Origin of the sequence: Paenibacillus shunpengii, assembly GCF_042684905.1 — a bacterium.
Taxonomy (GTDB): Bacteria; Bacillota; Bacilli; order Paenibacillales; family Paenibacillaceae; genus Paenibacillus; species Paenibacillus shunpengii.
The window spans coordinates 398663-411377 of sequence record NZ_JBHUMJ010000004.1 but is presented as its reverse complement, the minus strand read 5'-3'; the positions used below and the strand labels follow the sequence as shown (position 1 = coordinate 411377).

The 12715-nt window shown below is 44.5% G+C and carries 11 protein-coding genes; 1 reads left to right on the top strand and 10 read right to left on the bottom strand.

Features of this window, described 5'->3' with window-relative positions:
• Positions 1-183 precede the first annotated feature (183 nt).
• The 3 genes from pflA to adhE all read right to left on the bottom strand — a co-directional run bounded on the left by pflA (position 184) and on the right by adhE (position 6300).
• A complete protein-coding gene (pflA, locus tag ACFSVM_RS18260) occupies positions 184-927 on the bottom strand; it encodes a pyruvate formate-lyase-activating protein (protein ID WP_090723875.1) in 744 nt (247 codons plus the stop codon).
• Between the two features lie 73 nt (positions 928-1000).
• On the bottom strand, positions 1001-3262 hold the full coding sequence (gene pflB, locus ACFSVM_RS18255; protein ID WP_047911020.1) for a formate C-acetyltransferase: 2262 nt from the start codon (positions 3260-3262) through the stop codon (positions 1001-1003).
• Between the two features lie 425 nt (positions 3263-3687).
• Positions 3688-6300, bottom strand: a complete 2613-nt coding sequence (gene adhE, locus ACFSVM_RS18250) for a bifunctional acetaldehyde-CoA/alcohol dehydrogenase (RefSeq protein ID WP_047911019.1) — start codon at positions 6298-6300, stop codon at positions 3688-3690.
• A 236-nt stretch (positions 6301-6536) separates the two neighbouring features.
• On the opposite strand from adhE, the gene ACFSVM_RS18245 reads away from it, so the two are divergent.
• Positions 6537-7253 (top strand): Crp/Fnr family transcriptional regulator, encoded by a 717-nt coding sequence (locus tag ACFSVM_RS18245; protein WP_047911018.1) that lies wholly within the window; start codon positions 6537-6539, stop codon positions 7251-7253.
• 79 nt (positions 7254-7332) lie between these two features.
• Here ACFSVM_RS18245 and ACFSVM_RS18240 read toward each other — a convergent pair whose 3' ends face one another.
• The 7 genes from ACFSVM_RS18240 to ACFSVM_RS18210 form a co-directional block, all read right to left on the bottom strand.
• Entirely contained in the window at positions 7333-7716 is a 384-nt protein-coding gene (locus ACFSVM_RS18240) for a nitrite reductase (NAD(P)H) small subunit (RefSeq protein WP_052511820.1), read from the bottom strand.
• Positions 7717-7924: 208 nt separating this feature from the next.
• Complete coding sequence (locus ACFSVM_RS18235; protein WP_379263763.1) at positions 7925-8623, bottom strand: hypothetical protein; 699 nt, start codon at positions 8621-8623, stop codon at positions 7925-7927.
• 133 nt (positions 8624-8756) lie between these two features.
• Entirely contained in the window at positions 8757-9464 is a 708-nt protein-coding gene (locus ACFSVM_RS18230; protein ID WP_052511818.1) for a hypothetical protein, read from the bottom strand.
• Positions 9465-9624: 160 nt separating this feature from the next.
• Complete coding sequence (locus ACFSVM_RS18225) at positions 9625-10188, bottom strand: FAD-dependent oxidoreductase (protein WP_379263760.1); 564 nt, start codon at positions 10186-10188, stop codon at positions 9625-9627.
• Between the two features lie 51 nt (positions 10189-10239).
• Positions 10240-10557 carry a winged helix-turn-helix transcriptional regulator gene (locus ACFSVM_RS18220; RefSeq protein ID WP_047911015.1) on the bottom strand — a complete coding sequence of 106 codons (318 nt, stop codon included), beginning with the start codon at positions 10555-10557 and terminating at the stop codon, positions 10240-10242.
• Between the two features lie 357 nt (positions 10558-10914).
• Positions 10915-11643: a ThuA domain-containing protein gene (locus tag ACFSVM_RS18215; protein ID WP_047911014.1), complete on the bottom strand. Its 729-nt coding sequence runs from the start codon at positions 11641-11643 to the stop codon at positions 10915-10917.
• Positions 11644-11664: 21 nt separating this feature from the next.
• Positions 11665-12633, bottom strand: coding sequence for a sugar phosphate isomerase/epimerase family protein (locus ACFSVM_RS18210; protein ID WP_047911013.1), 969 nt, complete (start codon positions 12631-12633; stop codon positions 11665-11667).
• Positions 12634-12715 lie beyond the last annotated feature (82 nt).

Genomic DNA, 12715 nt, shown 5'->3' with positions numbered 1-12715 from the left:
TTTGCCCCCGCTTTCTATGAGCTTGTATTGTATGTAACTTACTTGCTTTACAATTTTCATTATAAAAACATTGCTGTGTGTCCGATAGGACTACAATTTAAAGATCGAGGGATAAAATCCTCGAAAAATACGTAAAAACTCCCTTCTCATGTTAGAAGGGAGTTCGTTATCACGACACGTTTATCAAAGTTCGATCCTGCTTGCTTCCTTGCGTCCCGTCTCAATGAGACGGTAAGCACGGTCTATTTCCGCTTGTTCAGGAGAGGGGACACCCTCAAGCGGATATTCTTTGCCTAGCAGCTTCCATTTATAAATTCCCATTTGATGATAGGGAAGAATCTCAAATTTTTCTACTCCATCAAGTGTTCCTATAAACCTGCCCAGATTAAGCAGATCCTTCTCATCATGATGAATGCCGGGAACATACACATGGCGGATCCACATCTGTTTGCCATGTTCCGATAACCAGCGTGCCGTCTCCAGCATTCTTACATTCGATTTGCCCGTCATGCGCTCATGCTTCTCATTATCGATATGCTTCAGATCGAGCAGCACAAGATCCGTTACCTTAAGGAGCTCATCTATACGGTCCATATCATTAAAACCGTTCGTATCCAGCGTCGTATGCAGATTCCAGCGATCTTTGACCTCACGGAACAGCTGAGTAACAAAGGCCGCTTGAAGCGTAGGTTCACCGCCAGAGACAGTCAAGCCTCCACCAGAGCTCTTATAATAATGAATATAAGGCTCAATCTCAGCGAGCACCTCTTCCAGTGACATTGCGTTCCCGCCATCCAGTGCCCAGGTGTCAGGGTTATGACAGTACTGGCATTTCAGCAGACATCCCTGCATGAACAGCACGAAGCGGATGCCGGGACCATCAACCGTACCAAATGTTTCTAGTGAATGTACATGACCTTTGACCATTTATACCATCCCTTTTCCTATCGCATCCGCTTTGTGCGTCTGTGCAGATTGTTGAGTAGCTAGCAGTTAGCTGTTACATATTGCCGTGGAATGTCCGGTTAATAACATCAAGCTGCTGCTCACGTGTCAGTTTGATAAAGTTAACCGCATAACCCGATACACGTACGGTCAGCTGTGGATAATTCTCAGGGTGCTCCATTGCATCAATCAGCTGCTCTCGATTAAAGACATTGACATTCAAGTGATGGGCTCCACTTCCAAAATATCCGTCCATCATTGCTGTCAGGTTGGTCTTACGGGCCTCTTCCTCTTTGCCAAGTGCCTTCGGAATGATCGAGAAGGTGTTGGAAATACCATCCAGGCTGTGTTCGTAAGGCAGTTTGGCAACGGAGCTGAGGGAAGCCAGTGCGCCTTTTTTATCGCGTCCGTGCATTGGATTCGCTCCTGGGGCAAAAGGCTCTCCTGCTTTACGTCCGTCCGGGGTCGTACCCGTCTTCTTACCATACACAACATTCGATGTAATCGTCAGTACCGATTGTGTCGGCATCGCATTCCGATAGGCTTTGTGCTTGCGAATCATCGTCATGAAGGACTCGACGAGCTCCACTGCGATTTGGTCAACCTTGTCGTCGTTATTACCGTAGCAAGGATACTCGCCTTCTATAACGAAATCCACGGCAATTCCATTCTCGTTGCGGATGGGGCGAACCGTTGCATACTTGATGGCACTAAGCGAGTCGGCTGCTACAGACAGTCCAGCGATACCGCAGGCCATCGTCCGCAGAATATCACGATCATGCAGCGCCATTTCAATCCGTTCGTAGCTGTATTTATCATGCATATAGTGAATCACGTTCAGCGTGTTCATATACAGCTTCGCGAGCCACTCCATCATCGGCTTGAAGCGTTTCATAACCTCGTCATAGTTCAGTACTTCAGATGTAATTGGCGGATACTCCGGACCCACCTGGGCTCCTGATTTCTCGTCCTTACCGCCGTTAATTGCATACAGCAGCGCCTTAGCAAGGTTCGCACGTGCACCGAAGAATTGCATCTGCTTCCCGATCCGCATTGCAGATACGCAGCAGGCAATACCGTAATCGTCTCCATAGATCGGACGCATCAGATCGTCATTCTCATATTGAATGGAGCTGGTTTCGATAGATACCTTGGCGCAGTACTTCTTAAACCCTTCTGGCAGCTGCTCTGACCATAGCACCGTCAAGTTTGGCTCTGGTGCGGGTCCGAGATTGTACAGCGTATGCAGGAAGCGGAAGCTGTTCTTCGTGACGCGTGTCTTGCCATCCATCCCCATGCCGCCAATGGATTCCGTGACCCATGTTGGATCTCCACTGAACAGCTCGTTATAATCCGGCGTACGCAGGAATTTTACAATTCTCAGCTTCATGACAAAATGATCCACCAGCTCTTGTGCTTCCTCTTCAGTCAGTGTTCCTTCTATAAGGTCTCTCTGGATATAGATATCCAGGAAGGAAGAGACACGTCCAAGTGACATCGCTGCACCATTTTGCTCTTTAATTGCTGCCAGATAAGCGAAGTAAACCCATTGGAAGGCTTCTTTGGCATTTCGTGCAGGACCGGAAATATCGAATCCGTGCATTTCACCAAGCTGCTTCAGCTCTTTCAGCGCTCGAATCTGTTCAGACAATTCCTCACGAAGCCGGATCACATCTTCATCGATCACATCAACTTCCAGCTCAGCCTGCTCTCTCATCTTGTCCTTGATTAAAAAGTCAATTCCATACAGCGCTGCTCTTCGGTAGTCACCGATAATACGTCCGCGGCCGTAGGCATCTGGCAGGCCTGTGATGATGCCGGCTCGCCGCGCATTTCTCATTTCACTCGTATAGGCATCAAATACCCCTTGGTTATGTGTTTTTCTGATCGTGGTGAACATTTCAATAATCGGCTCAGGAAGCTTAAAGCCATAGGCTTCACAAGCATCAATCATCATCTTGATACCGCCGAACGGCTGAATGGAACGCTTAAACGGGGCATCCGTCTGAACGCCGACAATCTGCTCCTTCTCTTTATCCAAGTATCCAGGCTGATGGGATACAATTGTTGAAGGGGTGTTGACATCCACATCCAGTACTCCGCCGTTATCTCTCTCTTTCTTGGTTAGATCCATAACGATCTCCCACAGCGCTTTTGTATTGTCTGTCGCACCTGTCAAAAAGCTCTCGTCACCCTCATACGGAATGAGGTTTTTCTCTAAAAAGTTATTAACATTAACCTCTTTTGTCCATTTTCCGGACTTGAAGCTTCTCCAGCCGGATTGTACGTTTTGCATTTCTTTTTCGGTTACCGCCATGGTAATCCCTCCAATAGATTCGTGGTTACACTAGACAGATCATGAAGGCAGGTACGAAATTCCATCCCTGCTGTTACTCTTTCTCCCTCGGCTCTGTTATTGTGGTAAGGTTATTTGTGATTATTTTCACTAATCTACCTGCTCACTCCCCTTCTCTCCACTCTTTATAGGGAAGTGAAATTGCCTTTTGGGTTCTATGAAATGGATTTCTTCTCTCTTACATTTCAAATTATATTATACAGATCACATTAATTATGTGATGAATATCACAAAGTTAAGCCTGTTACTCCATTTTATTTTTACTGTTGTAGTCATGCTTCCCATTCCTATATTGTGCGGAACAAGCATACGAAAAAAAAGCCGTGCTGAACGAAGGAAATTCCTTCTGCTCAGCACAGCTTCACCATTTACGATGAAGAACACGGTTATTTATCAAATCTTCCATAGAAAGCATTCCGGTACACATCAGCCAGCTCACTGACAAGTGGCAGCTTCGGATTCGCAGTAGTACACTGATCTTCAAATGCCCGGTCTGCCAAATAATCGACTCTTGCTTCAAAATCCTTCGGATCAAAGCCAAGCTCCTGGAACGAAGCCGGGATACCGAGCTTCTTATTCAAATCACGTATTGCCTGAATCAGGCTGTTAACCCCTTCTTCTGTCGTATTCGCAGGTAATCCCAGGATACGTGCAATTTCGGCATAACGAAGATCTGCTGTGAAATGATCATATTTCGGGAAGGATGCGAATTTCGTCGGCTTCTTCGCGTTGTATCTTATGACATGCGGCATCAGAATGGCATTGGTTCGTCCATGTGCCGTGTGATACTGTCCGCCCCATTTGTGAGCAAGACTGTGATTGATACCAAGGAATGCATTGGCAAAGGCCATTCCGGCAATCGTAGACGCGTTATGCATTTTCTCTCTCGCCAGCTTATCTCCCGTAAGAGCAGATGCTTCAAGATATTCGAATACGAGCTGAATCGCTTTGATCGCGAGGCCATCTGTATAATCATTTGCCATGACAGATACGTAGGCTTCGATCGCGTGAGTCAGTACATCCATACCCGTATCTGCGACAGCTACCCGTGGCAGGCTGTATACGAAATCGGGATCTACAATGGCTACATCCGGTGTCAGCTCGTAATCGGCCAGCGGATATTTGGTATTCCCTTTATTCTTATCTGTAATAACTGCAAATGAGGTTACTTCTGAGCCTGTTCCCGAGGTTGTTGGGATCGCCACAAATTTTGCCTTTTGTCCCAGCTTAGGATATTTGTAAATCCGTTTACGGATATCCATAAATTTTTGTTTCATATGATCAAACTCGGCATCAGGATGCTCGTAGAACAGCCACATCGCCTTGGCCGCATCCATTGGGGATCCGCCGCCGAGCGCAATAATACAATCCGGTTCAAAGCTGTTCATCAGCTTCGTGCCATTCTCTACGGTTGTTGTTGAAGGGTCGGGCTCCACATCGGAGAACACTTCAATGAACACAGGCTTGCGGCGCTGGCGCAGGTAATGCTCCACTTTATCAACGTAGCCCAGTTTCACCATCATGGAATCTGTAACAATGAGTACGCGAGAAATGTCAGGCATTTTCGCAAGATACTGGGTAGCCCCCTTCTCAAAATAAACCTTGCTTGGAACCTTAAACCATTGCATATTCACTGTTCGTCTCGCCACTCTCTTCACGTTGATTAGATTTACTGCGGTTACATTCGAAGAGGTTGAATTCCGTCCGTATGAACCACAGCCCAGCGTCAATGATGGTAAGTTGGTATTGTAGATGTCCCCAATTGCACCGTGAGTTGAAGGAGAGTTTACAAGAATCCGGCAGGTCTTGAGATGATCTGCAAAACGGCTGATCACTTCATCATCATTTGAATGAATAACCGAAGAGTGTCCCATTCCTCCAAAAGAAACGATTTCTGCGGCACGTTCTATCCCCTGCTCTACCGTCTTAACCTTGTAGCAGGCCAGAATCGGACTCAGCTTCTCAGCGGACAATGGGAATTTTTCTCCAACACCGTCCAGCTCAGCAACCAGAATCTTGGTATTCTCCGGAACGACGATTCCGCTCATCTTCGCAATATCGACAGCCGACTGGCCGACGATCTTCGGATTAACAGCACATTTGTCAGCGGAGATAGCATAAGTCGTTAATTTCGCCGCTTCATCTTTGGTTACGAAGTAGCAGCCATCCGCCACCATTCTCTTCTTCACTTCATCGTAGACGGGTTCTTCTACAATGACCGCTTGCTCTGATGCACAGATCATTCCGTTATCGAAGGATTTGGATAAGATCAAATCTGTCACTGCTTGATTAAGATTCGCCGTCTTCTCTATAAAGCAAGGAACATTTCCTGGTCCAACGCCAAGTGCCGGTTTACCGCAGCTGTAAGCTGCCTTAACCATCGCTCCACCACCGGTAGCCAAAATGAGTGCAACATCCGGATGATTCATCAGCTCGTTTGTCTTCTCCATCGACGGGGCGTCAATCCACTGAATACAATCAGCTGGTGCGCCTTCTTTGATCGCTGCATCTCTTAGAATGCGTGCTGCTTCCCGGCTTGAGTTTTGTGCCGATGGATGGAAACCGAATATGATAGGGTTTCGTGTCTTTATGGCAATCAGTGCCTTAAACATCGTTGTAGAGGTAGGATTGGTTACAGGGGTAATCCCCATAATTACGCCTACCGGCTCCGCTATTTTTTGATAGTTCTCAAACTCATTATCTTCGATGACGCCGACCGTTTTGTCATATTTAATATTGTTGTAGACATATTCTGTAGCAAAAATATTCTTGATAATCTTGTCTTCATAAATTCCGCGGCCTGTTTCCGTCACAGCCAGCTTGGCTAGATTCATGTGCTTATCAAGACCAGCCAGTGCCATCGCCTGAACAATACGGTCAACCGCCTCTTGATCTAATTGCATAAATGCTTCCAGCGCCTTCTTGCCCTTGGTTACCAGCTCATTAATATATTCCGCCGCAGTAACTTCTTTGGATACAGCCTCGTTCTTAACAGCCATCTCCTATCATCCTCCTACCCAAATTCTGAGTTTTTTGTCTCTCTATTGGATTACGAAGTCATCATATCATGCATGATTCTCTTTGTTTGTGAATTTATTCACAATGTATAAAAACTTCGAATTCGATAGTGAAATGAATCACAATGTTGGAATTTTGCCATACTTTGCTTCTCCCGCCCTCTTAACGAAGGTATATACTGAACTTGTAAATCGAACAGTGCAAGGGGGAATCGCATATGACTCACTTAGCATTACTTGAACAAAAAGAAGGCAATATCCGCTGCTTCACATCAGAGAACAAACAGCTCTTACTCAACTTATTGAAGTATCGATCATTACCAAAAGGCTCTCATCTGTTCTGGGAGGGGGATCCTGCCGACAAGCTGTTTTTTATTAAGCACGGGCGCATCAAGATTACGAAATTCACAGATGAAGGAAAAGAATTAATCATGTATATTCATCAGGACGGGGATTTGATCGGTCATGCCGACCCCTTCTTCTCTTCTAGGCACAGCTATTCTGCTGAAGTATTGGAAGAGAGCGAGATTGGATATGCAGAAACCTCAGAGCTTCAGCTGCTCATTGAGATCAACGGCGGATTTGCACTTGATTTTATGAAATGGATGGGTATATACCATCGAATTACACAGACGAAATTCCGCGATCTTATGATGTACGGCAAGCAGGGAGCTCTGTGCTCAACACTAATCCGGCTCGGAAATACTTATGGAGAAGTGGATGGTAAGGATATTCGGATTAACAAAAAGATGACACATACGGATCTGTCGAATATGATTGGTGCAACCCGGGAAAGTGTCAATCGAATGCTCGCTGAGCTGCGCAAGAAAGGCGCTTTGGCATATGATGATGGCTGCATCGTGATCAAGGAATTAAGCGTTCTTCAACAGATTTGCCGCTGCGAGCAATGCCCGGTAGAAATCTGCAGGATTTAACAAGACAAAAAGCCGACCTTCTGATTTAGAGAAAGATCGGCTTCTTTTTTTATATGAAGATGGAAATAGACCACCCATTTTAAGCAAGCACAATATACAATTTGCTCTTCATGATATGCACCCTATAAGCTGGCACCTTGGTTATATTACTAGCTTCCCTTGTGACATCTCCCGTTTCCAGATCAACCTTCCAATCGTCGGAAGGATCATACACCGTATGTCCAGACACAATGCCCTCCGTGAGCCTGATTCCCTCTGGATTTATTCTTACATTATCGAGAGCAAACAGACCACCGTCACTTGTCCTGAACACACCAATTTCGCGATTCTGTAGAGTAACCATACGTCCGATCAATGAATAGAAATCCCGCTCGTCTCCTACTGGATAAGCCTTGGCCTTTATAACTTCTGATACATTAACAGGCACCTGCTGTTCCTTCATTCTCCCCTTGATTACACCCATAGGTTAACCCTTCTTTCCAAGATACGGTAATGTCTTCGTCTCAAAGTGATTGATTCATCTTTTATTATTTTAAATTAAAGATTCTGAAATGAAAATCATATTTTGGCGAATATTTCAAAATGATACCATGGTAGGATATTTGAATGTGTGAATATTCCCAATACAGATGCATTAGGTCTTGTTATCGACAAAAAAAGCCTGCCACCGACTACTGTCGTTCAGCAAGCTCTAATCTTATTTCGTCTCTCGGACTAAGCACCATATCCAGTCCATTATCCATCAGCTCTTTATTGTTCACTTCAATTTTCCATCTTTCCGTAATTAACGGAACATAACCATCAATCGAATGAACGTATCGTTTGTTATCCGTCAGTTGAATCCGCTCATTCTTCTCCAAAATATCTCGTACGGTCAAATTAGGAAAATAAAGACTAGCAATGGAGCCCCGCAAATCCGGCTGACTTACCCCGCCATAAATCGTTAAGGTTACAGCCGATGGCTCCAAATTCTCAATCTTGGCAATAGGTTGAATGTATAGAATTAGTGAATCTTTACTATCTAAAGAATGTCCCCATGCATCGGAGCCAATATCCTCATCATTTAATTTTAATCTCCACTCAAGAGACTCATCTAATACATACGAGCCAACGGAAGCAATGGCATTCGATCCTTCATTAAATTCAGCAACACGATCGATTGCATCATGTACTGTAAGTCCTTCATTAATTCTAATCTGTACAGGTTGAGTCAATGCCGGTATGTAGCTGCCACCTTCTACACGGAGTTCAACAGTTCCCGGCGTTTGATCCTCCGCCAGGCTTGTCCCTTTATCTACCGAACTGCAGCCCGTAAATATGAACAAGAGTAGAATTATTGCTGAAATTGTAAATGAGTACCGCACTTTCATGCAATCACCGCCTTACTTTTTTTTGCATTATTCTACAATCTATTTATATAGCATACTATTATCTTGTGTTTAACTTCAACTCCAATAGAAAAAAGCCCAAAATTGGGCTTCTGACATGACCAGTATGATGTTACTACTGAACTGCTGCTTGCATATATATTCGGTTACCGCTCATATTTTTTAAATAAGGACCAAGTCCCTTAAATTGCAGACCTGACACATAAACTCCTGTCATAAGCTTACCTTCCATCGTTCCCCACTCTGAATCAAATACGACAGACGGAGCTGGTACATCCTCTTGGAAGATCGTAACTCCGTAATCTCTTCTTCGATACTGGATTCCACTCTCATACAGCGGTCTCTCCGTCAAATAAGTCGGCACAAAGTAAGCAGCAATGACATCCATCTCTTCTCCCGTATAAAAGGATTCATCTCCCAGAAACGGATGAAACAATTGAATCTCTTCATACTGAGACCATATGAATGCCTGTAGAATTAAGCTCGCAAAAGTTCCGCCACGTTTGGTCGATACAGCTGTAGACTCGCCCATGCTTGTATCCGTTTTCAGATCAGCTAATGGGGGACGGGCTTCTGCTTGTTCATTCTGATATTCACTTCCAATGAATTTCCATCCTTTGCTCGTGTGTATCCACTTTTGAAAGTATGAGCGCTGGGACAGGACTGTTGCTTCAAGCTTCTCAGCAGCTGCTGGAGAAAAGTACTGTTTCACCATTCTGGCTGCCTTCTCATAGATCGACTGAACGCGGAGGGATGCTTGCTCAAGCTCGGCAACATCTTGTTGAAAGTAATTCACTTTACGAGATACGACGATTTTGTTCAAGTAGATCGCCCTCCTTTTAAGCCTTTTAGGACCTTTCTGCAATTATACTACGAAAAGCACTGACTTGTGCAAGGACGACAAATAAATACGAAGATCATACCTCAAGTGCTAATAAAAAAACCCTTTATCTTTCTTCAGAAAAATAAAGAGTTTGAAGTCATTACTTAAGTATATCGTGGTCAACATACCGTTCACCGTTAAGCTCACTGAGCACCTCAATGGCCACTCTTGCTCCGTCACCGGATGTCACGATGGTATGGACACTGACTCCAGCAATGACTCCAGCAGCCCAGACATTTGGCATACTTGTTCTGCCGAGACGATCCACCTCAATAACCGATTTTATTCTTGGCTCACGTCCTTCAATCATACGGATCCCACTATTTGCGGCCAGTTCAGGATTAGCACCGGTGGTCAGAATTACGTGCAGTGCCGTGTATTCTTTACCTGATTCTGTTGTAAGCCTGACCTGACCATCCTCGGAGGTGATCGAGGTCACCTTCTCATCGCAGAAAACAGCGCCAAACTTCTCTGCCTGCTTTCTGCCTGATGTTAACAGATCCGGACCTGATATGCCCTCTGTTCCATAATGGTTCTCCATCCAGGCGCGCTTTGTCATACTTGCACCGCTGTCAAGAACGATCGTTTCTTTGCCTGCCTTAGCCGCAAAAATAGCTGCACTGCCTCCTGCAGGACCTGCACCAACAACAATTATATCTGCCATGAGTTTCATCCTCTCCACACAAGATTCATGACGCCACGAGCCTAGCTTCGGCTATTCAACCCATTGCTCCGCCCACTGCTGAATTCCCTGCATTACAGGCTGGAGTGCTTTCCCTTTGTCGGTAAGCTCGTATTCAATTCTGACGGGTGTCTCCGGATATACGTGTCTTATTAAGATTCCTTCGCTCTCCAGATCCTTCATTCGCTCTGACAGCATTTTATCACTCATTTGAGGTATGAGATTCGAAATATCCTTAAATCGTTTAGGACCATCCATCAATGTTTGAATAATGAGACCATTCCATCGTTTGCCCAGGAATGAAAAGGCCGACTCAAATCTTGGACACATCTTCAGATGTTGACCTTCCATTATATTCACCTCTTTAAATATTTCCATCAACACAAACTTACAATTAGTTAGTACATATCATAATAGCACATTTCTTGGTGTATGGAAAGAAACTATACCATATCCCATGAAGTATACTATAACCATTAACCAAAAATGAAGCTAATGACCCAATTGTGAAATCAGTCAACCGCTTCAATTAAAAAAGACCATCCAAAGACAGTCCACACACTTTAGAAGGCTTTAAGATCAGGATTCATAAGCATTTCTATTATATCACGCTGATATTTGAATAACCAGTTCTTTGTACCTATATAATTTTAAAAATACCATGGACTCACTTAGATGTAAGTCCATGGTATTATTGTTGAAATTCGCTTATACAAGCACGTTACCTAATGCTCTGACCGGTTCGCTGTTACCAAATACCGGTTTGGTATGATGAAGAGGATAAGCCCATCGAATGGAATTGCTGATCACTCTTAGAATCTCCGGACGATAGTAGGTTGGATACGTTTCATGTCCTGGTCTGAAGTAGAAGATCTTACCTTCACCTCGTTTGAACGTACATCCGCTTCTAAACACTTCTCCGCCCTGAAAATTACTCAAGAATACAAGCTCATCCGGCGTTGGAATATCGAAGAATTCACCATACATTTCTTCATGTTCTAATATGATATGGCTGTCGATTCCTTCTGCAATCGGATGACTCGGATTTACAGTCCATATAATTTCTTGTTCCCCAGCTTCCCGCCACTTCAGGTCACAGGAAGTACCCATCAGCTCTTTGAACGGTTTGGAGAAATGTCCCGAATGAAGAACAACAAACCCCATACCATTTAATACTCTCTTCACAACCTTGCTTACGATTTCGTCGCTTACTCTGTCATGAGCCATATGACCCCACCAGATTAATACATCCGTCGTATTCAAGACCTCATCCGTTAAACCATGCTCCGGCTCATCTAGAGTAGCTGTACGAATCGCATATCCTTCTCCTGAAAGACCATCAGCAAGCGCTTTGTGAATGCCTTCCGGGTATACTTCTCTAACCTCATCATGAATTTTTTCGTGAACAAATTCATTCCAGATCGTGACGTTAATCATTCTTATTTCCCCCTGTTGATGTTAGACCCACCACATATCGCCAAGCGGTTCTTCAATAAGTACTTGCTTGAGATTGTGGACGGCTTTTGAGAAACCTTCCTCAACGGACATTAGTCCGTCTTCATGTTCAATACTTACAACATAATCATATCCGACAAGTCGCAGGGCACTGATAATATCTGCCCAGGTTTTGATATCATGACCAAATCCGACGGTGCGGAATTGCCATGCGCGGGTTTGCATATTTGTATAATCCTGCATATCCGTAAGACCATACATATTTACGTTAACAGGATCAATCGTTGTATCCTTGGCATGGAAATGGTGAATCGCTCCTTCACGACCCAAAATTTTGATGGATTCCACAGGATCAATACCTTGCCACCACATGTGAGAAGGATCTAGGTTTGCCCCGATCACTTCACCCGCTGCCTCGCGCAATTTAAGCAGTGTAGCTGGCGTATGAACCGAGAATCCGCCGTGCAGTTCAAGGCCGATTTTTACATTGTGATCAGAAGCGAACTTACCCCATTCCGTCCAGTATGGTATCAGTTTATTCTCCCATTGCCATTTCAATACTTCCTGGAAATCATTTGGCCACGGAGCGACAGGCCAGTTCGGATATTTCGCATCCTCATGATCACCAGGCAGGCCTGAGAACGTGTTAACAACAGGTACTTCGAGCTTCTCAGCAAGCTTCACTGTGTTAACAAAATCATCATGGAACTTCTTAGCAATCTCCTTTTGCGGATGTAGCGGGTTACCGTGACAGCTGAGCGCACTAATGATCAAACCACGAGATTCAACTGCCTTCTTGAATTCTTTCAATGCCGTTTCATTCTCCAGAAGCTCAGCCGGTTTGCAATGAGCATTGCCCGGATGCCCTCCTGTACCAATCTCTATCGCACCTAGACCTTTGGAAGCGATATAATCTAATGCATCCTCAAACTTACGACCACCGAATAGTACTGCAAATACGCCTAATTTCATAAACTAAAATCCCTCCTGTAATGTAATGAGTACTTCAACTATATTTAAACTGCTGCTTCTAAATGAATAAGGAAGATTGCTT